Origin of the sequence: Diaphorobacter sp. C33 (genome assembly GCF_030503915.1) — a bacterium.
In the GTDB taxonomy this organism is placed as follows: domain Bacteria; phylum Pseudomonadota; class Gammaproteobacteria; order Burkholderiales; family Burkholderiaceae_C; genus Diaphorobacter; species Diaphorobacter nitroreducens.
Genome location: NZ_CP129980.1, coordinates 2,239,851 through 2,263,462, shown reverse-complemented (window position 1 = coordinate 2,263,462; position 23,612 = coordinate 2,239,851). Strand labels below are relative to the sequence as shown.

The window sequence follows — 23,612 nt, the reverse complement described above, 5'->3', positions numbered from 1 at the left end:
CTGCCCCGTGACCTAGGTCAACGTTTGGGACCAAGTGCCTGCACTGCGCGCCCCACGCCGGCCCTTACCGGCGTGGCCGCCGCGCTGCGACGGTGCGCAGTCACTCGGCGCGGATGCCTTGTTCGCGGATGACGCGGCTCATGGTGGCCGTGTCGGCCTGGATCCGGTTGGCCAGCCCCTCGGCCGAGGAGCCAATGGCCTGCCAGCCCTGCTGGAACAGCTTGGCGCGCACTTCCGGGCTGCGGGCGATCTCGCCGATCACGCGGGACAGCCGTGCGCGCACCGGGGCGGGCATGGACGCGGGTGCGGCAAAGGCGTTCCAGATCTCCAGCTGGAAGTCGCGCACGCCGGCCTCCGCCAGGCTGGGCACCTCGGGCGCCAGCGTGCTGCGGCCCGCGGAGGTCACGCCGATCAGGCGCAGCTTGCCCGCCCGTGCCTGGGCCTGCGCGAGCGCGGGCGGCAGCAGCGCCATTTGCAACTGGCCACCCAGCATGGCGGTGGCCACCTGCGGGTAGCCGGGGTAGGGTACGTGCACCGGGGCGATGCCGGTGCGCGCCTTGAGCAGCTCGGTGCCCAGGTGGCCCACGGTGCCCACGCCGGGGGTGCCGTAGCTCCAGCGGTCGCCCGCGGTGCGCGCGGCCTGCAGGAAGGCGCGTGCGTCGGCGCCCGCGGGCACGTCGGGCTGGTTTACGGGAGCGGTCAGGACCAGGGGCGATACGCCGATCAGCGACAGCGGCGCGAAATCCTTCACAGGGTCGTAGGGCACGTGCGCGTTGAGCAGCTTGGCGATCGTCAGGTTGCCGTTGATGAACAGGCCGATGGTGTGGCCGTCCTGCGCCTTGGCGACCGCATCGGCGCCGATGTTGCCGCCCGCACCCACCTTGTTTTCCACGACCACGGGTTGGCCCAGGGCCTGGGACAGTGGCTCGGAGAAGGTGCGCGCCGTCAGGTCGGGCGAAGAACCCGGTGGGAAGCCCACGATGATGCGCAGGGGCTTGGCAGGCCAGCCGGGGGTGGCGGGCGCGGCATCCTTCTGGGCCATGGCGGCGCCGCAGGCCGAAGCCAGGGCCAGTGCCAGCAGGCCGCGGCGGGCGAGGGGGTGGGGGAACATGGTGGCGATCTCCAGTCTGGGCCGGGCAGCCAGGTGCGGCCCCGCCGGCAAAGAAAAAGGCGCGTAGCCGGTGAGGGCTGCGCGCCTGGATTATCTGCCCGCGATCTCTGCGCGCGATCCGGGCTGCTGGGCGAAGGCTCAGGCGTACTCGGCCAGCGCCTTCTTCATCTTTTTCATGGCGGCCACCTCGATCTGCCGGATGCGCTCCGCGCTCACGCCGTACTCGGCCGCCAACTCGTGCAGTGTCATGCCGCCCGAGCCATCGTCGTTCACCTGCAGCCAGCGCTGCTCCACGATGCGGCGGCTGCGTGCGTCCAGGCTGTCCAGGGCGGTGGCAATACCGTCCGTGGCCAGTGCGTCACGCTGGCGCGACTCGATCATGGCGGTGGGCTCATGGCCCGCGTCGGCGAGGTAGGCGATGGGGCCAAAGGCCTGCTCGCCATCGTCGCTGGGAGCGGGGTCCAGCAGCACGTCGCCACCGGACAGGCGCGTTTCCATCTCGATGACTTCCTCGCGCTTCACGTTGAGCTGCTCGGCCACCAGGTCGATCTCGTGATCGGATAAGGTCTCGCGGTGCGTGTCGGCGTCCAGCGCGTCGGCCTTGAAGCCCTGTTTCATGGAGCGCAGGTTGAAGAACAGCTTGCGCTGCGCCTTGGTCGTTGCCACCTTGACCATGCGCCAGTTCTTCAGGATGTACTCGTGGATCTCGGCCTTGATCCAATGCATGGCGTAGCTCACCAGGCGAACGCCCTGGTCAGGGTCAAAGCGCTTGACGGCCTTCATCAGGCCCACGTTGCCTTCCTGGATGAGGTCGCCATGCGGCAGGCCGTAGCCCAGGTACTGGCGCGAGATGGACACGACCAGGCGCAGGTGCGACAACACCAGGCGGCCGGCAGCCTCGACATTGTTGTCATCCTTGAGCTGGCGCGCGTAGCGCTGCTCCTCCTCCTGCGTGAGCAGGGGAAGGCGGTTGACGGCGGAGATATAGGCGTCCAGGTTGCCCAGCGGGGGAACCAGCGCCCACGGGTTCGCGGGCGCGAGGGTCGTCACGGAGGTTGCAGTCTGGAGTGCCATATCGGTAGTCCTTTCTTCCATGCAAATCATATTAGCACTCCATTGGAGAGAGTGCTAAAGGCATAGTTCCCCTACGGATGTAGGAAATAACCACCAAGAGGCGCAACGACGGCCCTTAAAACGCAGGTGGGGCTGCTTCCCCGCGCGTCAAGGTCGTTGTGCAGTTACGCCTTGTGCCAGACTTCGATCATGACATCTGCCCTAGACGCCCAGATCGCCGTTGTGACCACCACCATGGGCGACGCCGCCGCCGCTCACCGACTGGCCAGCGGCGCTGTCCAGGCGCGCCTGGCCGCCTGCGTGCAGGTGGAGGCCATTACCTCGCACTATGTCTGGCAGGGGGTGCAGCAGGCGGAAGCAGAGTGGCGGCTGGTGTGCAAGACGCTGTTGTCTGCCGCGCCCGCCTTGCGGGACTGGCTGCGTGCCCAGCACCCCTACGAAGTGCCGCAACTGCTCACCCACGCCGTGCAGGCAGAGCAGGACTATGTGCAGTGGGTGGCGCAGCAGGTGGACCCGCTTCGATAGCCGGGGCTGGTCAAGCGCCGCGTTGAAGCAATGGCTGGCGGTTGCCGCCTGTATCCGCCCACAGGGGGTAACTATCTCAGCTCAGCAGGGCCTGGGCGAATTCGCGTGCGCTGAAGGTTTCCAGGTCTTCCACCTTCTCGCCCACGCCAATGAAGTACACGGGCACGGGCCGCTCCTGCGCGATGGCGGCCAGCACGCCGCCCTTGGCCGTGCCGTCCAGTTTGGTGACGATCAGGCCGGTGAGTTGAAGCGCGTCGTCGAACGCGCGCACCTGCGCCAGGGCGTTCTGGCCGGTGTTGCCGTCGATCACCAGTAGCACCTCGTGCGGGGCGCTGGCATCGGCCTTGGTGACCACGCGGCGGATCTTCTTCAGCTCTTCCATCAGGTGCAGCTGCGTAGGCAGGCGGCCGGCAGTGTCCACCAGCACCACATCTTTGCCGCGCGCGCGGCCGGCGGTAACGGCGTCAAAGCTCACGGCGGCAGGGTCGCCCCCTTCCTGGCTGACGATCTCCACCGTGTTGCGCGTGGCCCAGACACCCAACTGCTCGCGCGCCGCGGCGCGGAAGGTATCGGCGGCGGCCAGCAGCACGCTCTCGCCATGGTCGGCCAGGTGCTTGGTGAGCTTGCCGATGGAGGTGGTCTTGCCCGCGCCGTTCACGCCGGCCACCATGATCACGGTGGGTGTGTGCTCGCCGATCACCAGCGGCTTTTCCAGCGGCCGCAGCAGGTCGGCCAGCGCATCGGCCAGCAGTCCCTTTACGGCAGCAGGCTCGGTGGTCTTGGTCTCTTTCACGCGGCGCTTGAGGTCCTCCAGCAGGTGCTGCGTGGCTTTCACCCCGGTGTCGGCCATGAGCAGGGCTTCCTCCAGCTCGTCGTACAGCGCGTCGTTGATCTGCGTGCCCGTGAAGACGGTCGCGATGCTGCTGCCGGTCTTGCGCAGGCCGGATTTCAGCCGGTCCATCCAGCCCTGGCGTGCGCCCTCGGGCTTCGGCGTGGGTTCGGGGACGGCAAGGGGCGCGTCGATGGCTGCGGGGGCACCGGCCGAAGGGGCAGCCGGCTCCGCCACGCTGGTGGCGCCTGCGCCAAAGGGCTTGCGCAGCCAGCCGAATGCGCCGCCGCTGGCGGGGGCGTCGGCCGCGGGCGGCGCCGCAGGGCTGGCCACGTCCTCGGGTGCAAGGGCGGGTTCGGTGGGGGCGGGCGATTTCTTCTTGAAAAAACTGAACATTGGCGGGTTCTTAGAATCGCAGCCATTCTATGAAACGCGCTATCACCCTTGTGGGCCTGCTGGCCTGTCTGCACGCCTGGGCGCAAAACCCGGCGCATGAATCCCCACCTGCTGCGTCTGCCGCGGCGGCGCACGCCCAGGCCACCACGGCCAGCGGTGCGCAGCAATTCACCCTGAAGAACGGCATGCAGCTCATCGTGCAGCCCGACCGGCGCGCGCCCACGGCGGTGCACATGGTCTGGCTGCGCGTAGGCGCCATGGACGAGGTGGACGGCACCTCGGGCGTGGCGCATGTGCTGGAGCACATGATGTTCAAGGGCTCGAAGGCCGTGCCGCCGGGCGAGTTCTCGCGCCGCGTGGCGGCGCTGGGCGGGCAGGAGAACGCCTTCACCAGCCGCGACTACACCGGCTACTACCAGCAGATACCGGCCGACCGGCTGGCCGACGTGATGCGGCTGGAATCCGACCGCTTCGCCCACAACCAGTGGCCCGACGCCGAGTTCACCAAGGAGATCGAGGTCGTCAAGGAAGAGCGCCGCATGCGCACCGAGGACCAGCCCCGCGCCGCGCTCATCGAGCAGCTGTTCGCCTCCACCTTCATCGCCTCGCCCTACCGTCGCCCGGTGGTGGGCTGGATGAGCGATCTGGACTCCATGACCCCCGACGACGTGCGCCGCTTTCACCGCGACTGGTACGTGCCCGGCAATGCCGCCGTGGTGGTGGCGGGTGACGTGGACCCGGCGCAGGTGCTGGCCCTGGCGGAGAAGACCTACGGCACCATTCCCGCACGTGCCCTGCCGGCGCGCAAGCCGCGCACCGAGCCGGCGCAGCAGGGCCTGCGCCGCATCGCCTTCAAGGCGCCGGCCGAGCAGGCCTACGTGGCGCTGGCCTTCCGCGTGCCGGGTGTCACGCGCCTGGACGACATGACCGATGCCGACCGTGACGGCCTGGCGCTGCTGGTGCTGTCGGCCGTGCTCAGCGGCTACGACGGCGCGCGGCTGGAGCGAGCCCTCACGCAGGGTGCGGACCGTGTGGCCGACGGCGCGGACAGCCAGGCGTCCATCCTCGGGCGCGGACCGGCGCTGTTTCTCATGACCGGCGTGCCCGCCGCGGGCAAGACCTCGGCCCAGGTCGAGGAGGCGCTGCGCGCCGAGGTGGCCCGCGTGGCGCGCGAGGGCGTGAGCGAGGCCGAGCTCTCGCGCGTGAAGACGCAGTGGGCGGCCTCCACCATCTACGCGCGCGATTCGCTTTACAGCCAGGCCAGCGATCTGGGCAGCAACTGGGTGCAGGGCCTGCCGCTGGACGCGGACGAGCGCATGCTCAAGCTGCTGCGCGCGGTCACGCCGCAGCAGGTGCAATCCGTGGCGGCGCGTTACTTCGGCGACGATCAGCTCACCGTTGCCACGCTGCTGCCCCAGCCCGTGGCGGCAGGCACCAAGCGTGCCGCCCCAGCACCCGACGCTGCCGGTGGCCGCGTGCATTGAGCCAAGGTGTCAGCGATGTACAAAACTCTTAAAACGATAGCTGCTCGCGCCTTTCTGATAAGCGCTGGAGCCATTTTTTATACCCAATCCGCCTGGGCGCTGCTGCCCATCCAGCACTGGACCGAGCCCAGCGGCGCGCGCGTGTGGCTGGTGGAAAGCCCGGCCATTCCCATGGTGGACGTGCAGGTCGACTTCGATGCCGGCGCGCGCCGTGATCCCGCGCCGCAGGCGGGCCTGGCTGCGGCGGCGGCCCTGATGAGTTCCAAGGGCGTGACTGCGGGCGGGCCGAACGAGCCCCCGATGGACGAGAACGAACTGGGCGAGGCCTGGGCCGACCTGGGCGCCAGCTTCGAGGCTGGCGCCGAGCGCGACGGCCTGGCGTTCTCGCTGCGCTCGCTGACCGAGCCCGATCTGCTGGACCGTGCCGCGCGCCTGGCCGCGCGCCAGCTGGGCCAGCCCAGCTATGCACCGGACGTGTGGCAGCGCGAGCGGGCCCGTTGGAGCGCCGCCATCAAGGAGGCCGACACACGCCCCGGCACCGTGGCCAGCAAGGCCTTCAACGCCGCAGTGTTCGGCGGCCACCCTTACGGCCAGCGCGCCACGGCCGAGACACTGAACAACATCCAGCCGGCCGATCTGCAGGCTTTCCATGCCCAGTACCTGCAGGCTTGCCGTGCGCGGGTGAGCATCGTGGGAGCCCTCACGCGTTCCCAGGCGCAGACGTTGGTGCAGACGCTGCTGTCGCGCCTGCCTGCGCCCCAGGCCGGAGCCTGCGCGCCCTTGCCGGCCGTGGCCGAGGTGCAGCCGCTGGCACGCGCCGTGCAGGAGGATGTGCCCTTCGCTTCGGCACAGGCCCATGTGCTCATCGGCCAGCCGGGCTTCGTGCGCCGGGATCCGGACTTCCTCGCGCTGCTGGTGGGCAACCACATCCTGGGCGGCGGTGGGTTCACCTCGCGCCTGACCAATGAGGTGCGCGAGAAGCGCGGCCTGTCCTACAGCGTGGGCAGCAGCTTCTCACCTGGCTTGAACGCCGGGGCCTTCGTCGTCGGCCTGCAGACCCGGCCCGACCAGGCCGCCCAGGCCGTGCAGGTCACGCGCGACGTGCTCGCGCGCTTCGTGGCCGAAGGACCCACCGAGGCCGAACTGCGCGCCGCCAAGGACAACCTCGTCGGCGGCTTTGCGCTGCGCATCGACAGCAACCGCAAGCTGCTGGCCAACGTGGTCAACATCGCCTGGAACGACCTGCCGCTGGACTACCTGGAGCACTGGACCGACCGCGTGGAGGCCCTCACCGTGGCCGACATCCGCGCCGCCCTGCAGCGCAAGCTGCAGCCCGAGCGCATGGTGACCGTCACCGTGGGCGCGCAGCCGGCCGACACGGCAAAGGCCCGGCCATGAACGGGCGTGCCGCGGCGCCAGCCGCCCCGCGCACAGCACCACGTACGGCAGTGCGTGCGCCCGCCAAGGGCGCCGGCGAGGTGCGCATCATCGGCGGGCAGTGGAAACGCACGCGCTTGCCCGTGCTGGACAAGCCCGGACTGCGCCCCACGCCCGACCGCGTGCGCGAAACGCTTTTCAACTGGCTGGGCCAGGACCTGACGGGCTGGCGCTGCCTGGATGCCTTTGCCGGCACAGGCGCCTTGGGTTTCGAGGCCGCATCGCGCGGCGCGGCCAGCGTGCTGCTGGTGGAAGGGGACGCTGCGCTGGCCGCGCAACTGGAGACGCTGCGCCAGCGCCTGCAGGCCAACGCCGTGCGCGTACAGCGCGGCGACGGCGTGGCCGCGCTGCGCCAGTGCACGCCGGCCAGCATGCACCTGCTGCTCATCGACCCGCCGTTTGGCGGCGAGCTGTTCGCCCCTGCGCTGCAGGCCGCCGCACAGGCCGTGGCGCCCGACGGCTTCATCTACCTGGAGGCCCCCGCGGCCTGGACGCAGGAGCAGCTTGGCCCGCTGGGGTTGGTGCTGCACCGGCACCTGAAGGCGGGTGCCGTGCATGCGCACCTGCTCCACAAAGCCTGATTGCTATTGATATAGGAGCTACTAGCGCTTATTGGTAGGGCGCTGGAGGCTGATTTGGCTTCAATGCCCTTTAGGCAGGCGTGCGCTGCATAATCCGCCCCACGGAGCCCGTGCGGGTTCCGCCACTGCAAGGAGACCCCACGCCATGGCGCATGTGCTCGCCGTTTATCCCGGAACCTTCGACCCCATCACGCTGGGGCATGAGGATCTGGTGCGCCGCGCGGCAAGACTGTTCGACCGCGTGATCGTGGCCGTGGCCATTGCCCACCACAAGAAAACCCTGTTCAGCCTGGACGAGCGCATGGAGATGGCGCGCCAGGCGCTTGCCGACTGCCCGCAGGTGCAGGTCGAGTCCTTCGAGGGGCTGGTGACGGAGTTCACTGCCGCGCGCGGCGGCACGGCCATGGTGCGCGGGCTGCGCTCGGGCACGGACTTCGACTACGAGTTCCAGCTTGCCGGCATGAACCGCGCGCTGGTGCCCGGTGTCGAGACGGTGTTTCTCACACCCGCGAGCCAGTACCAGTTCATCAGCAGCACGCTGGTGCGCGAGATCGGCACGCTGGGCGGCGACGTGGCGCAGTTTGTCTCGCCCGGCGTGCACGAGCGCCTCTTGCACAAGCTGGGCCGCACCGCCGCGGCGTGATCAGCGCCGCGCCACGGTGTCGTGCACGAAGCGCAGCTTGCGCAGCGCGCCCGTGGACAGGGCAAACGGATAGGCATCGCGCTGGCCCATGCTGCGGTTCAGGCTGTTGAGTAGCAGCGTCAGCGGCATCCACGCCGAGACCATGGCATCAAAACCGGGCGCCGGCTGTGCAAACGGGTCGGGCATGGCGTAGTGCTGCGCGTGGTCGGGTGTCGTGCCGGGAATGGCCATGCGGGTCTGAAAGCTGGCGGCCGTCTCCAGCAGATCGACCAGGTGCAGGTAATGCGCCCACGTCTCGGCCCAGTCCTCCCAGGGGTGCGCGGCGGCATAGGCGCTGACGTGCTGCGGCTGCCATTGCGCAGCGGGCAGGGGGGCACGCTGGTAGTGCGCCTGCAGCGCCTGGGCGTAGTCGCGCCGCTCGTCGCCGAAGAGTGCGCGGAAGGCGTCCACATGCCCGGCGCGCAGCACCAACTCTTCCCAGTAGTAGTGGCCGGATTCATGCCGCAGGTGACCCAGCAGCGTGCGGTAGGGTTCATGCATGGCCTGGCGCCGGCGCGCGCGCTCGTCGTCATCGGCCTCGGCCACGTTGAGGGTCACGACACCCTGGGCATGCCCCGTCATCACGGGCGGCGCGCCCGCCACGTCCGCCAGGAATTCATACACCGGCCCGGGCTGCTGCGTGCTCAACAGTCCCAGGCGCGCCAGCGTGTAGAACAGGTGCCGCTTGGCGCTCTCTATCTGCGACCAGCGGCGCAGGTTGTCGGGCACGGACAGGTCCGGTAGCACGCGCGTCCGGCGGCAGGCGGCGCACAGCCCGCCGTGCGCCTGGGCATCTGCGGCCGGTAGCGCAAAGGTGCAGGCGCCATAGGTGGTGCGGTTGGTGCATAGCTGGTACTGGGCCGGCGGCGCAGCACCGTCGCTGCCGCGTGTAGTAACGCGCTGCCAGGTGCGCGACAGGGCGTGGTCGCCGTCGTCCGCAGGCGCGAGCGCCAACATGGCCATGTCTTCGGGAGAGAACGCCAGCGTGCAGCCGCAGTGCACGCATTGCACGCTCTCGAAGAACACGAGGGAGCCGCATTGGCCGCAGTGGAACAGTCGCATGCGTAGGGATTCTGACGCAGGTAGTACGCCTCACCTGCGAGTGAAAAAAAACGCCGCCCAGAGGGCGGCGTTCCTGCGCAGTCGTGTGCGTCAGGGGCGCACGACGATGCTGTTGCGCACCTCGCGCACATGCTTGGTGTTGCGCGCGATGGCTTCGGCGCGGTCCTTCTCGGCCTGGGTCTTGGCAAAGCCCGAGAGCTGGACGGTGCCGTTCAGCGTCTCCACGCTGATGGCGGTGGCAGAGACGCTCTTGTCCTCTGCCATCTTGGCCTTCACGGCGGTGGTGATACCTGCGTCGTCCATGTAGGAGCCCACGGTTTGCTGGTTGCGTGCTACCGAGCAGCCCGTGGAAACGATGGTGGCGCCTGCAAGCAGGGAAAAGGCGATGGCACGTGCGTATTTCATGGTTGTGTCCTTAGGTTATGGTTGAAAACACGGGTGCTGGGATAACCCCGCTGCGGCCTGTTGCACCCTCCGGTGGCCTCAACGGTTGGGAAAGGGAGGCTAGCGGTGCAGCCAGTCCTTCAGTTCATCCGCATGCTCCTCCTCGTCGGCCAGGATGCCTTCGAGCATGCGCCGCGTGGTGGGATCCTTGTCGCCGATCAACTGGATCATCTGGCGATAGGCCTCCACCGCGATGCGCTCCGCCACAAGGTTGGCGCGCACCATGTCTTGCAAATCGGACGACTCATCGTATTGCGCATGGCTGCGCGACAGCAGCGTAGAAGGGGAGAAGTCCGGTGAGCCGCCCAACTGCACGATGCGTTGGGCGAGCAGATCGGCATGGGCTGCCTCCTCGTTGGCGTGCACCAGGAACTCTGCCGCGATCGCCGGCGACTCACGGCCGTCCGCCGTGAAATAGTGCCGCTTGTAGCGCAGCACGCAGACCAACTCGGTCGCCAGAGCGTCGTTGAGCAGGGCAATGATGGCATCGCGGTGTGGGCCGTACGCGGGCGTCACGGCGCCTTCGTCCAGATCCGCGGTGGCTGCCTGGCGCAGCGCGGCTTCGTCAAGCTGAAGCGCGCTGGCGTGGGTATCGCTGTGCATCATCGGGTCGGTTCCTGCGGTGGTCTCAATAACGTTCGCCGCGGTGGCGTGTCCACATCAGCGCAGTGGCAAAGGCGGCGCCCGCGGCTGCGGCGATCAGCAGGGACTTGCCAGGTTGTTCCGTGACGTAGCGGTTCGTGGCGTCCGCAGCCTGGTGGAACTGGCGCCGCGCGCGTTCGCCGGTGTGGGCGCAGTACGAAATGCCGCGCGTGGCCAGGTCCTGCGCCTTGGCGGCCAGGTCGTCGATCATCGGGTCCACGCCCTCTTGCATGCGCTGCACGCGGGTCTCGGCCTTGTCGATGGACTCATTGGTCATCCGGCGGGTGGACTGCAGTGTTTCGGACGCCTTGTCGAACACGCCTTCGGCCACGTTGTGCGCCGTCTCTGCCGCCTTCTGGGTGGTGGTTTGGATCGTCATTGGGGGAGTTCCTTTCTGTGGTGGCATTTGCCTGGCGGGCCAGGTTGCTGGGGCGTCAGCCCCTCTTCAACAAGCTGAGCACGAAGGTCACAACCGCCATGATCACGAACACGAAGAACAGGATCTTCGCGATGCCCACGGCGCCGGCGGCGATGCCGCCAAATCCGAACAGGGCGGCCACCAAGGCGATGACCAGGAATACCACTGCGTAATGCAACATAACCAGCTCCTTGTTTTCGGCGCGGTGCGCCGGGTGGTTGCGAATGCGCCTGAGCACATGGCTTGACTGTAGGGAGGCTGGCGTTGCATGAGTGCCGGTGGCTGGCGCACCCCGCTGTAGGACGCCACCGATCAGATGAGCAGCCCGGGCGCAGCTGCGAACGCGTCAGGTGAGCGTGTGCGGCAGCACGGCGCTGACCAGGGTGCCCTCGCCGGGCGTGGACGTGACCGTGAGCTTGCCGCCCGCAGCCTCGACACGGTGGCGCATGCCGAACAGACCATGCGCGTCGGGGGCGATGCTTGAGATGTCGAACCCGTCGCCGTCATCCCGCACCTGTACCGATACATGGTTGGGATAGCTGTGGACCGACACCAGCACCTTGCGCGCGTTGGCGTATTTGCTGATGTTGGTCAGCGACTCCTGCACCAGCCGGTAGACGGTGAGCTGCGCTGCGTCAGACAGCTTGGCGGACTCCAGGCTGGTGTCTATCTGCAGGTTGCTGCGCTGCGCGAAGTCGCGCGTGAGGATTTCCAGCGACGTGGTGAGCCCGAGATTGGAGAGCGACGAAGGGCGCAGGTCCTCGATGATGCGCCGCTTGAGCGCGATGCCGCTGTTGAGCGTTTCGGTGAGGTGTTGCACGCGCTCGGCGTTCTCGGGGGTGTGCAAATCGATGCGCGACTTCAGGCGCGCCACGTCCAGCTTGGCGGCCGTGAGCAAAGCACCCAGCTCGTCGTGCAGCTCGCGCGCCAGGTGTGCGCGCTCTTCCTCGCGTACTTGCTGCAGATGGCTGGCCAACTCGGAGAGCGCGGCAGTGCGTTCACGTACCAACTGCTCCAGTCGGTCGCGTTCGCGCGCCAACACCTCCTGCTCGCGCGCATGCGCAGCCTGCAAGGCGCTGGTCTGGCGCAGGTACAGGTAGAACGCCAGCAGCCCCACCACCGCCACGGCGGCGATGCCGATGCGCGAGAGCATCAGCGAATGCAGGATCTCCTGCGTGCTGTGTTCCGTTTGCTGGGCGCTGCGCGCCACCAGTCGCGCTGCGATCGCCCGGATGGCATCCATGTTCTCCTTGCCCACGTCGGTGGAGAGCACGAACTTCCAGGCGTCGTCGTTGTCCTGGCGGCGCAGCTTGAGGCTGAGGTCGAGTTCGGAAAGCTTGCGCGTGATCTGCTGCGACAGCTGGGAAAAGTCGTCCAGGTCCTGCGGTGCGTGCCGGTAGGTCTGGCGCAGCTCATCAAGGTTGGTATTGATGGTGGCGACCGCCTGCTCGTAGGGCTGCAGATAGCGCTCGTCGCCGGTGAGCAGGTAGCCGCGCAGCCCCGTCTCGGCGTTGAGCATGTTCTGCAGCAGCCGGTCGAGCGCAGCGCGCGTGGCGTGCGAGCGGGCCAGGTCGCCCACGGCCGCGTGCGAGCGCATGTACCCGGTTTCGTTGATGCCGACCAGCAGGGCCACAGCCAGCAATGCCAGCGGCAGACTGACGGCGATCTTGCGCAAACGGGACCAACTCATGCTTGGGCTTCTCCAAGGGGACTGGCAGGGCACGGTTGAAAATGCATATCATCGGCCTGCGCTGCCATGCTAGTGCAATGCAGAGCAGATGGGCAGATCTTCAGACCATACCTTACCGGGGAGCAAGGCGCTCTCCTCTTGAAAGAAGGCTCAATGATCAAGATTGGCATTGTGGATGACCATGCGATAGTCCGTGCCGGGCTGCGCCAATTTCTCTCGGAACATGTGGACCTGCGGGTCGTTGGCGAGGCAAGCAACGGCAGGGAAGCCATTGATCTGGTGCGCGTTCACGAGATCGACGTGCTGGTGATGGACCTGTCCATGCCCGGCCAGAGCGGCTTGGATGCGTTGGCCATGCTGCGCGCCAAGGCGCCCGACATGGGCATCCTGATCCTCAGCGGCTACCCCGAGGAGCACTATGCGATCAATCTGATCCGCCAGGGTGCGAGCGGCTATCTGAACAAGGAATGCGAACCCAAGGAGATCGTGGAGGCCATCCGCACCATCGCCCTGGGGCGCCGCTACCTGACCCCGTCCGTGGCCGACCTGCTGGCCCAGCAGCTCAACCGCAAGGACGATGCGCCGCCCCACGAGCAGCTGTCGGAGCGCGAGTTCCAGGTGTTCCTCAAGCTGGCCAAGGGCGAGACGGCGGGTGACATCGCCAAGTCGCTGTCGCTGAGCGTGAAGACCGTGAGCACCTACCGCACGCGGCTCATGGAAAAGATGGGGCTGTCCTCCAACAGCGATCTGACGTACTACGCGCTCAAGAACAAGCTCATCGATTGAGCGCAAAGCGCACAAAGCACAAGGGCCAGTCACTGACTGGCCCTTGTGCTTTGTGCAGAGGTTTGAGAGTAAGGATGGGCGCGTGTCAAAGTGCAGATGGGGCCCGCGCAGCGCCGTCAATTGGTGGCCGCTGAACTAGCAGCTGCCCGCTGCGTGCTGTTGCTGTGTTCGATGCAATAGTCCACCAGCGCCTCGATCTCGTTGGATTTGTCAAACACGGCGTCCACCCCCAGCTGCGCACAGCGCATGCGCACGTCGGGTGTCGCGTAGTTGCTCAGCACCACCATCTTCTGCGCTGACAGGCGGTTGCGGCAGGCGGCTAGCACGCCCAGCCCGCTGCCTTGGCGTAGGAACAGGTCCACGATGGCCAGGTCCCACTGGGAGGTGTGCGAGGTAAGCCACTCCTTGCCCTCGTCCTCCGTCTCGGCGATGCCGACGGCTTCCACCTCCGCCAGTTCTTCGAGCGTTCCGATCAGGTTTTCGCGGATGGTGGCGTTGTCTTCGACGATGTACGTGCGCAGTTTCACGGTGCTTCCTGTTCGGCCGGGAACGAAAAATAGGGCATCGGCGCTACTGTATGAAAACAGGCTGGCGGATTCTGCCAGCAGCCGGGTGCAGTGCCCGTAGGTGCATTCCTACCCGGCCGGCGCGTGCAGGGATCCGCACACGGGGCAGGCCGGGTCGCGCAGGGTGCGCACTTCGGTCCACTGCATGTCGCGCCCGTCCAGCATCAGCAGCCGGCCAGCGAGCGAGCTTCCGACCCCCACAAGCAGCTTGAGCGCCTCGGCCGCCTGCATGGTGCCGATGATGCCGACCATGGGCGCGAACACGCCCATGGTGGCGCATTGCACCTCCTCAAAACGGGCGGTGGGAGAGAACAGGCAGGCATAGCAGGGCGTGTCATCCCGGCGGGGGTCGTACACGGAAATCTGCCCGTCGAAGCGGATGGCCGCGCCTGCCACCAGGGGCTTGCGTTGGCGTACGCACGCGGCGTTGATGGCCTGGCGCGTCTGGTAGTTGTCCGTGCAGTCGAGCACCACGTCTGCGGCGTTGACCAGCCCATCCAGCGCGGCGGCGTCCACACGCTGGCGCACGGTGCGCACTGAAACCAGGGGGTTGATGGCCTGCACGGCCTGGGCCGCGGAGTCGACCTTGGGCGTGCCGACGCGCGCCGTGGTATGGGCGATCTGGCGCTGCAGGTTCGTGAGGTCCACCACGTCGTCGTCCACCAGCGTCAGGGTCCCCACGCCTGCGGAGCCGAGAAACAGCGCGGCCGGCGAGCCCAGACCGCCGGCACCGATGACGAGTACGTGGGCTGCCAGGATGCGTTCCTGCCCCTCGATACCGATCTCGTCGAGCAGGATGTGGCGGGAATAGCGCAGCAGTTGATCGTCGTTCATGGGGTGGTGGGCGTGAAAAAGGCCGGGCTCCGCGGGAGTCCCGGCCTGGTTGCCAAGAAGACAGCGTCAGTTGTCCTTCTTCTCTTCCTTGCGTTCCGTGAGGGTCTTGCTGGCCAGCACGGTGCGGCCCTTGAGCTGGTTGAGTGCCTGGCTGAGCTGGAAGTCCTTGTCCGAACCGTACTCGGGCAGCTTGCGCTCGGACACGGGCTTCTTGGCCTCTTCCTCGAGGCGCTTGCGGGCCTCCTCGCGCGCCTTCTCGCGGCCGGCGTCCTTCGCTTCCTCGCCCTGGCCGCTGGTCAGGTGTTTTTCCAGGTCGGCTTCGCGCATGCGCAGCGATGCGTAGATGTCGCCCTCGGCGGTCTCGTCGAGCATGACGTCTGGCACGATCCCCTTGGCCTGGATCGATTTGCCCGACGGCGTGTAGTAGCGCGCCGTCGTGAGTTTGATGCCCGTGTCGGGGCCCAGCGGCCGCACGGTTTGCACCGAGCCCTTGCCGAAGGTCTGGCTGCCCATGATGGTGGCGCGCTTGTGGTCTTGCAGCGCCCCCGCGACGATCTCGCTGGCCGAAGCCGAGCCTTCGTTGACCAGCACCACCAGGGGCACGGTCTTGATGGCGGCGGGCAGGCGTTTGAGCGGGTCGCCGCTGCCGCGGCGCAGATAGAACTCGGGCGAGGCCTTGAAGGTGGCCTTGCTCTCGGCCAGCTGGCCGTTGGTGGAGACCACCGTCACGTTCTCCGGCAGGAAGGCAGCCGACACGGCCACGGCCGCATCCAGCAGGCCGCCGGGGTCGTTGCGCAGATCCAGCACCAGCCCCTTGAGGCGGGGATCCTGCTTGTAGACCTCTTCGACCTTGCGCACGAAGTCGTCCACCGTGCGCTCCTGGAACTGCGACAGGCGGATCCAGGCGTAGCCCGGCTCGATGATCTTGCCCTTGACCGATTGGGTCTTGATCTCCTCGCGCGTGATCGTGACGGGAAAGCTGCGGCTCTCGTCGCGGCGCAGGATGGTTAGCGTCACCTGCGTGTTCGGCTCGCCCCGCATGCGTTTGACCGCGTCGTTGAGCGACAGGCCCTTCACGGCGGTATCGTCGATTTTCGTGATGAGGTCGTTGGTCTTGAGCCCCGCGCGGTCGGCGGGGGAGCCCTCGATGGGGGAGACAATCTTGATCAGGCCGTCTTCCTGGGTGATTTCGATGCCCACGCCCACGAAGCGGCCGGTGGTGCCTTCGCGGAATTCCTTGAACGACTTCTTGTCGAAGTACTGCGAATGCGGGTCGAGGCTGGCGACCATGCCACCGATGGCATCGGTGATGAGCTTGCGGTCATCGACCGGCTCTACATAGTCGGTCTTGATCAGGCCGAACACGGCCGAGAGCTGCTGGATTTCCTCCAGCGGCAGCGGGGTCATGGCGCCGCGTGCCACGGTCTGCAGCGAGACGGTCGTGAGCGCTCCGGCCACCACGCCCACCGATATCCATCCAGCAATTTTGAGTTTGTGGCCCATAGAACACCTCTACCGATTCAATATACACCTTGGAAGGGCTGCGGCCTGGGCAGTTCCTTCAGGATCTGCCTATTTTTCAAGCAAGACCGCGCTACGCTTTCCAGAAGGCGGCGGCTCAGGCCCTGCCTTGCGATGCCACCGCGGCTGCGGCCTTGGCGGCGGCCTCGGCGTCGCCCAGGTAGTAGTGGCGCAGCGGCTTGAGGTTCGCGTCCAGTTCGTACACCAGCGGAATGCCGTTGGGAATGTTCAGGCCCACAATGTCCTGGTCGGAAATGTTGTCCAGGTATTTGACCAACGCACGGATGGAGTTGCCGTGCGCGGCGATCAGCACACGCTTGCCCGAGCGGATCGTTGGCGCGATGGCTTCGTTCCAGTAGGGCAGCACGCGCGCCACCGTGTCCTTGAGGCACTCGGTCAGCGGCACCTGCTCGGGCGCCAGGCCCGCGTAGCGGATGTCGCCGCGCTCGCAGCGCGGGTCGGTGGGCTCCAGGGCCGGCGGCGGCGTGTCGTAGCTGCGGCGCCAGACCAGCACTTGCGCGTCGCCATACTGCTTGGCCATGTCGGCCTTGTTCAGGCCCTGCAGAGCGCCGTAGTGGCGCTCGTTCAGGCGCCAGCTGTGCTCCACGGGCAGCCAGGTGCGGTCCATCTCGTCCAGGCAGTGCCACAGCGTGCGCGTGGCGCGCTTGAGCACACTGGTGTAGGCCAGGTCAAACTCGTAGCCCTCGGCCTTGAGCAGGCGGCCGGCATTCTTGGCCTGCTCGATGCCCGTGGGGGTCAGATCCACATCGGTCCAGCCGGTGAAGCGGTTTTCCAGATTCCACGTGGATTCGCCGTGGCGGATCAGAACGAGTTTGTGCATGGTGTCCCTTGGGGCTTCAGGTCAAAAACCCGACATTCTAGAATTGCGCGGTTTGCATACCCCAAGGAACCCCGTGAATTTCGTTCTCGACAATTGGTATTTGATCTTCCTCGCGCTGGCCTCGGGCGTCATGCTGTTGCTGCCTGCCCTCAAGGGGGCCGGGGCCGGTACCCTGGGCACGGCGCAGGCCGTACAGCTCATCAACCGTGAGAAGGCGGTGGTGATCGACGTGTGCGAGCCTGAGGAGTTCGCCGCGGGCCACGTGGGTGGCGCCAAGAACATCCCGCTGGGGCAGTTGCAGGAGCGCCTGCCGCAGGTGGCCAAGAACAAGGCCGTGCCCATCATCCTCGTCTGTGCCAAGGGCGCGCGCGCCTCGCGGGCTGCAGGCATCGCCAAGGGCCTGGGCTACGAAAAGGCGCAGGCGCTGGCCGGCGGCCTGGCCGCTTGGCGCGAGGCCAACCTGCCGGTTGAAAAGGCCTGAGGCGCCCGCATCTACCAGCATTGTTCGTTACGCAGAAAGGTCGCCGTCCCATGCAAGCCGTGAAGATGTACACCACCGCCGTGTGCCCCTACTGCATCCGCGCCAAGCAGTTGCTGAAGCTGAAGGGTGTGGAGCAGATCGAGGAAATCCGCGTGGACACCGACCCCGCCGCGCGCCAGCACATGATGGAGATCACCGGCCGGCGCACCGTGCCGCAGATCTTCATTGGCGACACCCACGTCGGCGGACACGACGACCTCGTGGCCCTGGACAGCCGTGGCGGCCTGGTGCCGCTGCTGGGCGCCTGAGCCTTTGCCGCCATTGGCGCGTTGCATAATGCGCCCCATGTTGCCCGCTGCGGGAGCCTCTCCCGGGCGGGCTTTGTTTTGACCGAAAGACCGAGACCACCATGGCCGAAGAAACCCCCGTGTTCCAGATTCAGCGCGTGTACCTGAAGGACCTGTCGCTGGAGCAGCCCAATTCGCCCGCGATCCTGCTGGAGCAGGAGCAGCCCAGCGTGGACATCCAGCTGGGGGTCGAGGCCACACCCGTGGTCGAAGGCATCTTCGAGGTGGCCGTGACCGCCACCGTGCAGACCAAGATCAAGGACAAGACCGTGTTCCTGGTGGAGGCCAAGCAGGCCGGCATCTTCGAGATCCGCAACGTGCCCGAGGACCAGATGGGCGCCATCATCGGCATTGCCTGCCCCCAGATCATCTACCCCTACCTGCGCGGCAACGTGGCCGACACCGTGACGCGTGCGGGCTTTCCGCCCGTGCACCTGGCCGAGATCAACTTCCAGGCCATGTACGAACAGCAACAGGCCGCAGCCGCCGAGGCTGCCACCAGCACGGCCCAGTAAACGGCTTCTTGGTCGTAACGGGTGTTAGAGCCATTTAAGGCTCTAGCGCCCGCCTGATAAGCGCGAGTAGCTATGAAAATAGTAGTCCTTGGCGCAGGCGCCTGGGGCACTGCCCTGGCCATGAGCGCGGCTGCGCACGCAGCCTGCCATGAGGTGACGCTGTGGGCCCGTGACGCACAGCAGGCGCAGGCCATGCAGGCGAAGCGGCAGAACCAGCGCTACCTGCCCGGCCTTGCGTTCCCGCCCGGCCTGCACGTGGCGTCGGGTGACATGGCTGCGCTGGCCGCGGACGCCGACCTCGTCGTCGTCGGCACGCCCATGGCGGCGCTGCGCGGCATGCTGGAACGGCTGGGCGGCTGCGCGGCGCCCATCGCGTGGCTGTGCAAGGGCTTCGAGGCCGTCACGGGGCTGATGGCGCATGAAGTGTGCGCGCAGGTCGCACCGCGGCTGCACAGTGGTGTGTTCAGCGGCCCCAGCTTCGCCCAGGAGGTCGCCACCGCCCAACCCACGGCCATGGTGGCCGCCAGCCCCCGCGCCACGGTGCGCGATGCGCTGGTGCAGGCCTTCCACGGGCCCGCGTTGCGCGTGTACGCCAGCGAGGACATCGTAGGCGTGGAAGTCGGCGGTGCGGTCAAGAACGTATTGGCGATTGCCACAGGCCTGTGTGACGGGCTGCAACTGGGGATGAATGCGCGTGCGGCATTGATTACCCGCGGCCTGGCGGAAATGACCCGCTTAGGCCTTGCCCTGGGCGCGCGGCCCGAGACCTTCATGGGCCTGTCGGGCCTGGGGGATCTGGTGTTGACTGCTACGGGCGACCTGTCGCGCAACCGCCGTGTGGGGTTGTTGCTGGCCGAGGGGCGGACCTTGGCACAGGCGGTGGAGTCACTGGGCCATGTGGCTGAGGGGGTGTACAGCGCCCGCACCGTGGTACAGCGCGCGCGTGCGCTGGGCGTTGAGATGCCCATTGTGGAGTGCGTCGTGGCGCTGCTCGACGGTGAACTGCGCGCTGCCGAGGCGGTGGCCCGGCTCATGGAGCGCGAGCCTACCGTCGAGCGCCATTGATGCGCACACATCTCCAGTGAACGACAAAAAGCGGCCCGCAGGCCGCTTTTTGTCGTGCGCGGTTCAGGGTGCTTGGATCACACGACACCGAACAGCATCAGCAGCAAAACGATACTCAGCGGGACACCCAGAAGCCAAAGAATGATCGGCATGTACGCCTCCTATAGGGATGGTTGAAACATGCCTTCACCTTAGCGATGGGCCAGACGCCCCGATGTCCGTCCAGGCTGCCACGCCGCGTAGGTCATCGCGGTCCTGTGCTTGTGCGAGTGCGCCTACGCACGGGCCGCCGCCGCGCGGTCTCAGAACTCCAAGTTGTCGATCAGCCGCGTGCTGCCCAGGCGTGCCGCGCCCAGCGCCACCAGCGTACCGGCGGCCGCGCCTGCAGCGGGGGGCTGAAGATCGTGGCGCTGGCGCACGGTGAGGTAGTCGGGCGCCCAACCTTGCTGCGCCAGGGTCTGCAGGGCCTGTTGTTCCAGGGCGGCCAGCGGGGGGGCGCCGGGTGCCTGCGCCGCCTGGGCCAGCGCGCGCAGCGCCGCGGACAGTTGCACGGCCTGGGCGCGCTCGGCGGTGCTCAGGTAGCCGTTGCGTGAGCTCAGGGCCAACCCATCGTCGGCGCGGGCCGTCTCGCCTGCCACCACCTCCACGGGCAGCGCGAACTGCTGCACCATGCGGCGGATCACCATGAGCTGCTGGTAGTCCTTCTTGCCGAACACGGCCGTGCCGCCGCCGCTGGCGAAGAACACTGCGGAAAACAGCTTCATGACCACGGTGCACACGCCCGTGAAGAAGCCTGGGCGGAAATGCCCTTCCAGGATGTCGGCCAGTTGCGGGTCGGGCTGCAGCTTGAAGGTCTGGGGCTCGGGGTAGAGATCGCTCTCGCGCGGCGCGAAGACGATGTCGCAGCCCGCGGCCTCCAGCTTGGCGCAATCGGCCTCCCAGGTGCGGGGGTAGCTGTCGAAGTCCTCGTGCGGGAGGAATTGCAGGCGGTTCACAAAGATGCTGGCGACCAGCACGTCGCCCAGCGGCCGGGCCTGGCGCACCAGGGCGATGTGCCCGTCGTGCAGATTGCCCATGGTGGGCACGAAGGCGGGGCGGCCCTTGCCGGGGCGGCCTGTGCCGGGATGCGCGGCGATGGCGGCGCGCAGTTCGGGAATGGTGCGGACGGTGATCATGGGTGAAGGTGTTTGGTCAGTTCCAGGCGTGCAGTGCGTCGTCGGGGAAGCGCCCTTGCTTGACGGCCTGTACATAGGCCTCGATGGCGCCGCGCACGCTGCCCGCGTCCCGCATGAAGTCGTGCACGAACTTCGGGTTCTTGCCCAGGTTGATGCCCAGCATGTCGTGCATCACCAGCACCTGCCCGGCCGTGCCGCTGCCCGCGCCGATGCCGATGGTGTGGCAGCGTGGCAGGGCCTGCGTGAGGTCGCGTGCCAGGGGAGTCGGCACCATCTCCAGCACCAGCATGGCGGCGCCGGCGTCCTGCAGCTCCAGTGCCTGACGGCGCAGCTGCTGCGCGGCCTGGTCGCCCTTGCCCTGCACACGGTAGCCGCCCAGGGCGTGCACCGTCTGCGGGGTGAGGCCCAGGTGGGCGCACACTGGCACGCCGCGCTCCACGAGGAACTGCACCGTGGGCGCGGTCCAGCCGCCGCCTTCGAGCTTGACCATGTGGGCGCCCGCCTGCATGAGCTGGCAGGCACTGCGCAGCGCTTGCTCGCGGCTCTCGGCATAGCTGCCGTAGGGCAGGTCGGCGATCAGCCAGGCCGTGCCCTGCACGCGGTGCAGGCCGCGAGCCACGCTGGCCGTGTGGTAGGCCATGTGCTCCAGCGTCACGCCCACGGTGCTGGGCAGGCCCTGGCAGACCATGCCCAGCGAATCGCCCACCAGGATGCACTCCACGCCCGCGGCGTCGGCCACGGCTGCGAAGGTGGCGTCGTAAGCGGTGAGCATGGTGATCTTCTCGCCCGCCTCGCGCATCTGCGCCAGGCGGGGCAGGCTCACGGGGCGCCTCTGGGGCAGCGGCGACGCGGGCGGCAGCGTGCCATAGGGCGTGCCGGCGGTGGGGGAGTCGGTCATGGCGCTTGGGATCCGTCGGGTTGCAAAAGTGCGGCGAGTCTATGCGATGCGGCTATGCTCGCCCCATGACGACGAGAGACTTGTTTGGCGCCGACGCACTCGCGGCGCTGGCCCGTGCCGATGTGGACCGCGCCCTGCAGGAAGACGTGGGCAGCGGCGACCTGACGGCCGGCCTGATCGACCCCGCGCGCCGCGTGCATGCGCGCATCCTGGCGCGTGAAGCCGCCGTGATCTGCGGCGCTCCTTGGGTCGAGGCCGCGCTGCGTGCGCTGGACCCCGGTGTGAAGCTGACCTGGCATGTGGCCGAGGGCGCGCGCTGCGCTACCGACCAGGTGGTATTGGAGATCGAAGGCCAGGCGCGCGCGCTGCTGAGCGCCGAGCGCACGGCGCTCAACTTCCTGCAGCTGCTGTCGGCCGTGGCCACCAAGACGCGCACCTATGTGGATGCCGTGGCCGGCACCCGCGCCCACATCGTGGACACGCGCAAGACACTGCCGGGCCTGCGCCTGGCGCAGAAGTACGCCGTGCGCACGGGCGGTGGCACCAACCATCGCATCGGCCTGCACGATGCCGTGCTCATCAAGGAAAACCACATCGCTGCCGCCGGCGGCGTGACGGCGGTGCTGCGGGCCGCCCAGGCGGTGGCTGCGCAGGCTGCATTCATCGAGATCGAGGTGGAAACGCTGGCGCAGCTGCAGGAGGCGCTCGATGCGGGCGCGACGATGGTGCTGCTGGACAACATGCCGCTGGCACAACTGCGCGAGGCCGTGCGCATCAACGCGGCGCATGCGGGCGGGGGCGCCATCCTGGAGATCTCGGGCGGCGTCACGCTGGAAGGCCTGCGTGCGCTGGCCGAGACGGGCGTGGACCGCATCTCCATCGGCACGCTGACCAAGGATGTGAAGGCCACGGATTTCTCCATGCGCCTGCAGGATTTGGCCTGACACGGCGTAGCGTCTTCCAAGGCGCGACAATCGATTCCCCCTCGTGAAGCCGTCGCGCCCCGGCGGCCAGAGCATTGCCATGAATACGACCGCCATCAAGGACGTCGAGTACGAACAGCCCCTCGCGGGCGCGGACGGCGCCACCTGCTCCACCAAGCACGCCTGGGCGCGTGTGCCGCCCGAGTTATCGCCCGCCGAGCGTGCCGCGCTCAAGGACAAGATCCGCCGCCTGCTGAAAGAGAAGAACGCGGTGATGGTGTCGCACTACTACGTGCACCCGGACCTGCAGGACCTGGCCGAGGAAACCGGCGGCATCGTCAGCGATTCGCTGGAGATGGCGCGCTTCGGCCGCGACCACGCGGCGCAAACGCTGGTGGTGAGCGGCGTGCGCTTCATGGGCGAGACGGCCAAGATCCTCAGCCCCGAGAAGACCGTGCTCATGCCTGACCTGGACGCGACCTGCTCGCTGGACCTGGGCTGCCCCATCGACGAGTTCAGCGCTTTCTGCGACCAGCACCCCGACCGCACGGTGGTGGTCTACGCCAACACCAGCGCCGCCGTGAAGGCGCGTGCCGACTGGCTGGTCACGTCCAGCTGCGCGCTGGACATCGTGCGTGCGCTCAAGGATGCGGGCCACAAGATTCTGTGGGCCCCCGATCGCCACCTGGGTGCCTATATCGAGCGCGAAACGGGCGCCGACATGGTGTTCTGGAACGGTGCATGCATCGTGCACGACGAGTTCAAGGCGCTGGAGCTGGAGCTGCTCAAGAAGGAACACCCGCAAGCCAAGGTGCTCGTGCACCCCGAGAGCCCGCCCGAGGTCGTGGCCCTGGCCGACGCCGTGGGTTCGACGTCCGCCATCCTCCAGGCTGCGCGTGAAATGGACGCGCGCGAGTTCATCGTCGCCACCGACAACGGCATGATGCACAAGCTGCGCAGGCTCAACCCCGGCAAGACCTTCCACGAGGCCCCCACCGCCGGCAACAGTGCCACCTGCAAGAGCTGCGCGCATTGCCCCTGGATGGCCATGAACGGGCTGGCCGACGTGGCGCGCGTGCTGGAGACCGGCGCCAACGCCATCCATGTGGACCCCGCGCTGATCCCGCGCGCGCGCCAACCCATCGACCGCATGCTGGCCTTCACCGCGGCGCTCAAGAGCGGGCAGCCCGCGGGTGCGCTGGTGCCGCATTTCGGGGCGGCCTGACGGGGTGTTTGGTTGCTATAAATTGAGTAGCTGTTTGCGCTTGATGGATAAGCGCTACGG

At 67.6% G+C, this 23,612-nt stretch carries 27 protein-coding genes; 12 read left to right on the top strand and 15 right to left on the bottom strand.

The features are described 5' to 3' along the window. Nucleotides 1–100: 100 nt before the first annotated feature. Both QY917_RS10760 and rpoH read right to left on the bottom strand, forming a co-directional pair. Nucleotides 101–1,111 (bottom strand): tripartite tricarboxylate transporter substrate binding protein, encoded by a 1,011-nt coding sequence (locus tag QY917_RS10760; protein ID WP_047349758.1) that lies wholly within the window; start codon nt 1,109–1,111, stop codon nt 101–103. Nucleotides 1,112–1,249: 138 nt separating this feature from the next. Further along, a complete protein-coding gene (gene rpoH, locus QY917_RS10755; RefSeq protein WP_088888417.1) occupies nt 1,250–2,185 on the bottom strand; it encodes an RNA polymerase sigma factor RpoH in 936 nt (311 codons plus the stop codon). A 189-nt stretch (nt 2,186–2,374) separates the two neighbouring features. On the opposite strand from rpoH, the gene cutA reads away from it, so the two are divergent. Further along, the gene (cutA, locus tag QY917_RS10750) at nt 2,375–2,710 is read left to right on the top strand and encodes a divalent-cation tolerance protein CutA (RefSeq protein ID WP_123676193.1); all 336 of its coding nucleotides are present in this window, start codon (nt 2,375–2,377) and stop codon (nt 2,708–2,710) included. Between the two features lie 76 nt (nt 2,711–2,786). Here the strand turns inward: cutA and ftsY are convergent, their stop codons facing one another. After that, nucleotides 2,787–3,935 carry a signal recognition particle-docking protein FtsY gene (gene ftsY, locus QY917_RS10745; RefSeq protein ID WP_123676194.1) on the bottom strand — a complete coding sequence of 383 codons (1,149 nt, stop codon included), beginning with the start codon at nt 3,933–3,935 and terminating at the stop codon, nt 2,787–2,789. Between the two features lie 29 nt (nt 3,936–3,964). On the opposite strand from ftsY, the gene QY917_RS10740 reads away from it, so the two are divergent. From QY917_RS10740 to coaD, 4 genes are all read left to right on the top strand, one after another. Continuing rightward, nucleotides 3,965–5,419: a pitrilysin family protein gene (locus tag QY917_RS10740; RefSeq protein WP_123676195.1), complete on the top strand. Its 1,455-nt coding sequence runs from the start codon at nt 3,965–3,967 to the stop codon at nt 5,417–5,419. A 15-nt stretch (nt 5,420–5,434) separates the two neighbouring features. Continuing rightward, nucleotides 5,435–6,817 carry a pitrilysin family protein gene (locus QY917_RS10735; RefSeq protein ID WP_123676196.1) on the top strand — a complete coding sequence of 461 codons (1,383 nt, stop codon included), beginning with the start codon at nt 5,435–5,437 and terminating at the stop codon, nt 6,815–6,817. After that, complete coding sequence (gene rsmD, locus QY917_RS10730; RefSeq protein ID WP_123676197.1) at nt 6,814–7,437, top strand: 16S rRNA (guanine(966)-N(2))-methyltransferase RsmD; 624 nt, start codon at nt 6,814–6,816, stop codon at nt 7,435–7,437. The genes QY917_RS10735 and rsmD overlap by 4 nt, the downstream gene beginning before the upstream one ends. A gap of 145 nt (nt 7,438–7,582) precedes the next feature. After that, a complete protein-coding gene (gene coaD, locus QY917_RS10725) occupies nt 7,583–8,080 on the top strand; it encodes a pantetheine-phosphate adenylyltransferase (RefSeq protein WP_011806614.1) in 498 nt (165 codons plus the stop codon). On the opposite strand, the gene QY917_RS10720 is transcribed toward coaD, so the two are convergent. The 6 genes from QY917_RS10720 to QY917_RS10695 all read right to left on the bottom strand — a co-directional run bounded on the left by QY917_RS10720 (nt 8,081) and on the right by QY917_RS10695 (nt 12,375). Beyond that, a complete protein-coding gene (locus QY917_RS10720) occupies nt 8,081–9,181 on the bottom strand; it encodes a putative zinc-binding metallopeptidase (RefSeq protein WP_123676198.1) in 1,101 nt (366 codons plus the stop codon). It lies immediately after the preceding gene. Between the two features lie 90 nt (nt 9,182–9,271). Further along, nucleotides 9,272–9,586, bottom strand: a complete 315-nt coding sequence (locus tag QY917_RS10715) for a BON domain-containing protein (RefSeq protein WP_015914146.1) — start codon at nt 9,584–9,586, stop codon at nt 9,272–9,274. Between the two features lie 99 nt (nt 9,587–9,685). Further along, nucleotides 9,686–10,231, bottom strand: a complete 546-nt coding sequence (locus tag QY917_RS10710; protein WP_011806611.1) for a bacterioferritin — start codon at nt 10,229–10,231, stop codon at nt 9,686–9,688. A 22-nt stretch (nt 10,232–10,253) separates the two neighbouring features. Continuing rightward, complete coding sequence (locus QY917_RS10705; RefSeq protein WP_123676199.1) at nt 10,254–10,646, bottom strand: hypothetical protein; 393 nt, start codon at nt 10,644–10,646, stop codon at nt 10,254–10,256. A gap of 55 nt (nt 10,647–10,701) precedes the next feature. Further along, entirely contained in the window at nt 10,702–10,866 is a 165-nt protein-coding gene (locus tag QY917_RS10700; protein ID WP_011806609.1) for a DUF1328 domain-containing protein, read from the bottom strand. A 165-nt stretch (nt 10,867–11,031) separates the two neighbouring features. Further along, nucleotides 11,032–12,375 (bottom strand): CHASE3 domain-containing protein, encoded by a 1,344-nt coding sequence (locus QY917_RS10695; RefSeq protein ID WP_015914144.1) that lies wholly within the window; start codon nt 12,373–12,375, stop codon nt 11,032–11,034. 153 nt (nt 12,376–12,528) lie between these two features. Between QY917_RS10695 and QY917_RS10690 the strand changes: the two genes are divergently transcribed. Further along, the gene (locus QY917_RS10690) at nt 12,529–13,161 is read left to right on the top strand and encodes a response regulator transcription factor (protein ID WP_015914143.1); all 633 of its coding nucleotides are present in this window, start codon (nt 12,529–12,531) and stop codon (nt 13,159–13,161) included. A 116-nt stretch (nt 13,162–13,277) separates the two neighbouring features. On the opposite strand, the gene QY917_RS10685 is transcribed toward QY917_RS10690, so the two are convergent. The 4 genes from QY917_RS10685 to gpmA all read right to left on the bottom strand — a co-directional run bounded on the left by QY917_RS10685 (nt 13,278) and on the right by gpmA (nt 16,923). Continuing rightward, nucleotides 13,278–13,688 carry a response regulator gene (locus QY917_RS10685; protein WP_015914142.1) on the bottom strand — a complete coding sequence of 137 codons (411 nt, stop codon included), beginning with the start codon at nt 13,686–13,688 and terminating at the stop codon, nt 13,278–13,280. Nucleotides 13,689–13,796: 108 nt separating this feature from the next. After that, complete coding sequence (locus tag QY917_RS10680; RefSeq protein ID WP_123676200.1) at nt 13,797–14,561, bottom strand: molybdopterin-synthase adenylyltransferase MoeB; 765 nt, start codon at nt 14,559–14,561, stop codon at nt 13,797–13,799. Between the two features lie 66 nt (nt 14,562–14,627). Further along, nucleotides 14,628–16,064 carry a S41 family peptidase gene (locus QY917_RS10675; protein ID WP_015914140.1) on the bottom strand — a complete coding sequence of 479 codons (1,437 nt, stop codon included), beginning with the start codon at nt 16,062–16,064 and terminating at the stop codon, nt 14,628–14,630. A gap of 115 nt (nt 16,065–16,179) precedes the next feature. Then, nucleotides 16,180–16,923, bottom strand: coding sequence for a 2,3-diphosphoglycerate-dependent phosphoglycerate mutase (gene gpmA, locus QY917_RS10670; RefSeq protein ID WP_123676201.1), 744 nt, complete (start codon nt 16,921–16,923; stop codon nt 16,180–16,182). Nucleotides 16,924–16,996: 73 nt separating this feature from the next. On the opposite strand from gpmA, the gene QY917_RS10665 reads away from it, so the two are divergent. The 4 genes from QY917_RS10665 to QY917_RS10650 all read left to right on the top strand — a co-directional run bounded on the left by QY917_RS10665 (nt 16,997) and on the right by QY917_RS10650 (nt 19,331). Continuing rightward, nucleotides 16,997–17,404 (top strand): rhodanese-like domain-containing protein, encoded by a 408-nt coding sequence (locus tag QY917_RS10665; RefSeq protein ID WP_047349768.1) that lies wholly within the window; start codon nt 16,997–16,999, stop codon nt 17,402–17,404. Nucleotides 17,405–17,454: 50 nt separating this feature from the next. Beyond that, nucleotides 17,455–17,712, top strand: coding sequence for a glutaredoxin 3 (gene grxC, locus QY917_RS10660; protein ID WP_011806601.1), 258 nt, complete (start codon nt 17,455–17,457; stop codon nt 17,710–17,712). A gap of 101 nt (nt 17,713–17,813) precedes the next feature. Next, complete coding sequence (gene secB / locus QY917_RS10655; RefSeq protein ID WP_011806600.1) at nt 17,814–18,266, top strand: protein-export chaperone SecB; 453 nt, start codon at nt 17,814–17,816, stop codon at nt 18,264–18,266. 72 nt (nt 18,267–18,338) lie between these two features. Further along, nucleotides 18,339–19,331: an NAD(P)H-dependent glycerol-3-phosphate dehydrogenase gene (locus QY917_RS10650; RefSeq protein ID WP_123676202.1), complete on the top strand. Its 993-nt coding sequence runs from the start codon at nt 18,339–18,341 to the stop codon at nt 19,329–19,331. 302 nt (nt 19,332–19,633) lie between these two features. Here the strand turns inward: QY917_RS10650 and panC are convergent, their stop codons facing one another. Together panC and panB are read right to left on the bottom strand one after the other, a co-directional pair. After that, complete coding sequence (gene panC / locus QY917_RS10645) at nt 19,634–20,506, bottom strand: pantoate--beta-alanine ligase (protein WP_123676203.1); 873 nt, start codon at nt 20,504–20,506, stop codon at nt 19,634–19,636. A 16-nt stretch (nt 20,507–20,522) separates the two neighbouring features. Next, nucleotides 20,523–21,404 (bottom strand): 3-methyl-2-oxobutanoate hydroxymethyltransferase, encoded by an 882-nt coding sequence (gene panB / locus QY917_RS10640; RefSeq protein WP_011806597.1) that lies wholly within the window; start codon nt 21,402–21,404, stop codon nt 20,523–20,525. 65 nt (nt 21,405–21,469) lie between these two features. On the opposite strand from panB, the gene nadC reads away from it, so the two are divergent. Continuing rightward, nucleotides 21,470–22,348: a carboxylating nicotinate-nucleotide diphosphorylase gene (nadC, locus tag QY917_RS10635; protein WP_123676204.1), complete on the top strand. Its 879-nt coding sequence runs from the start codon at nt 21,470–21,472 to the stop codon at nt 22,346–22,348. A 79-nt stretch (nt 22,349–22,427) separates the two neighbouring features. Beyond that, nucleotides 22,428–23,552 (top strand): quinolinate synthase NadA, encoded by a 1,125-nt coding sequence (nadA, locus tag QY917_RS10630; RefSeq protein WP_103737209.1) that lies wholly within the window; start codon nt 22,428–22,430, stop codon nt 23,550–23,552. Nucleotides 23,553–23,612 lie beyond the last annotated feature (60 nt).

Coding starts and splice junctions, on each gene's coding strand:
- QY917_RS10760 (WP_047349758.1), bottom strand. CDS start 1,111: ATGTTCCCCCACCCCCTCGCCCGCCGCGGCCTGCTGGCACTGGCCCTG.
- rpoH (WP_088888417.1), bottom strand. CDS start 2,185: ATGGCACTCCAGACTGCAACCTCCGTGACGACCCTCGCGCCCGCGAAC.
- cutA (WP_123676193.1), top strand. CDS start 2,375: ATGACATCTGCCCTAGACGCCCAGATCGCCGTTGTGACCACCACCATG.
- ftsY (WP_123676194.1), bottom strand. CDS start 3,935: ATGTTCAGTTTTTTCAAGAAGAAATCGCCCGCCCCCACCGAACCCGCC.
- QY917_RS10740 (WP_123676195.1), top strand. CDS start 3,965: ATGAAACGCGCTATCACCCTTGTGGGCCTGCTGGCCTGTCTGCACGCC.
- QY917_RS10735 (WP_123676196.1), top strand. CDS start 5,435: ATGTACAAAACTCTTAAAACGATAGCTGCTCGCGCCTTTCTGATAAGC.
- rsmD (WP_123676197.1), top strand. CDS start 6,814: ATGAACGGGCGTGCCGCGGCGCCAGCCGCCCCGCGCACAGCACCACGT.
- coaD (WP_011806614.1), top strand. CDS start 7,583: ATGGCGCATGTGCTCGCCGTTTATCCCGGAACCTTCGACCCCATCACG.
- QY917_RS10720 (WP_123676198.1), bottom strand. CDS start 9,181: ATGCGACTGTTCCACTGCGGCCAATGCGGCTCCCTCGTGTTCTTCGAG.
- QY917_RS10715 (WP_015914146.1), bottom strand. CDS start 9,586: ATGAAATACGCACGTGCCATCGCCTTTTCCCTGCTTGCAGGCGCCACC.
- QY917_RS10710 (WP_011806611.1), bottom strand. CDS start 10,231: ATGATGCACAGCGATACCCACGCCAGCGCGCTTCAGCTTGACGAAGCC.
- QY917_RS10705 (WP_123676199.1), bottom strand. CDS start 10,646: ATGACGATCCAAACCACCACCCAGAAGGCGGCAGAGACGGCGCACAAC.
- QY917_RS10700 (WP_011806609.1), bottom strand. CDS start 10,866: ATGTTGCATTACGCAGTGGTATTCCTGGTCATCGCCTTGGTGGCCGCC.
- QY917_RS10695 (WP_015914144.1), bottom strand. CDS start 12,375: ATGAGTTGGTCCCGTTTGCGCAAGATCGCCGTCAGTCTGCCGCTGGCA.
- QY917_RS10690 (WP_015914143.1), top strand. CDS start 12,529: ATGATCAAGATTGGCATTGTGGATGACCATGCGATAGTCCGTGCCGGG.
- QY917_RS10680 (WP_123676200.1), bottom strand. CDS start 14,561: ATGAACGACGATCAACTGCTGCGCTATTCCCGCCACATCCTGCTCGAC.
- QY917_RS10675 (WP_015914140.1), bottom strand. CDS start 16,064: ATGGGCCACAAACTCAAAATTGCTGGATGGATATCGGTGGGCGTGGTG.
- gpmA (WP_123676201.1), bottom strand. CDS start 16,923: ATGCACAAACTCGTTCTGATCCGCCACGGCGAATCCACGTGGAATCTG.
- grxC (WP_011806601.1), top strand. CDS start 17,455: ATGCAAGCCGTGAAGATGTACACCACCGCCGTGTGCCCCTACTGCATC.
- secB (WP_011806600.1), top strand. CDS start 17,814: ATGGCCGAAGAAACCCCCGTGTTCCAGATTCAGCGCGTGTACCTGAAG.
- QY917_RS10650 (WP_123676202.1), top strand. CDS start 18,339: ATGAAAATAGTAGTCCTTGGCGCAGGCGCCTGGGGCACTGCCCTGGCC.
- panC (WP_123676203.1), bottom strand. CDS start 20,506: ATGATCACCGTCCGCACCATTCCCGAACTGCGCGCCGCCATCGCCGCG.
- panB (WP_011806597.1), bottom strand. CDS start 21,404: ATGACCGACTCCCCCACCGCCGGCACGCCCTATGGCACGCTGCCGCCC.
- nadC (WP_123676204.1), top strand. CDS start 21,470: ATGACGACGAGAGACTTGTTTGGCGCCGACGCACTCGCGGCGCTGGCC.
- nadA (WP_103737209.1), top strand. CDS start 22,428: ATGAATACGACCGCCATCAAGGACGTCGAGTACGAACAGCCCCTCGCG.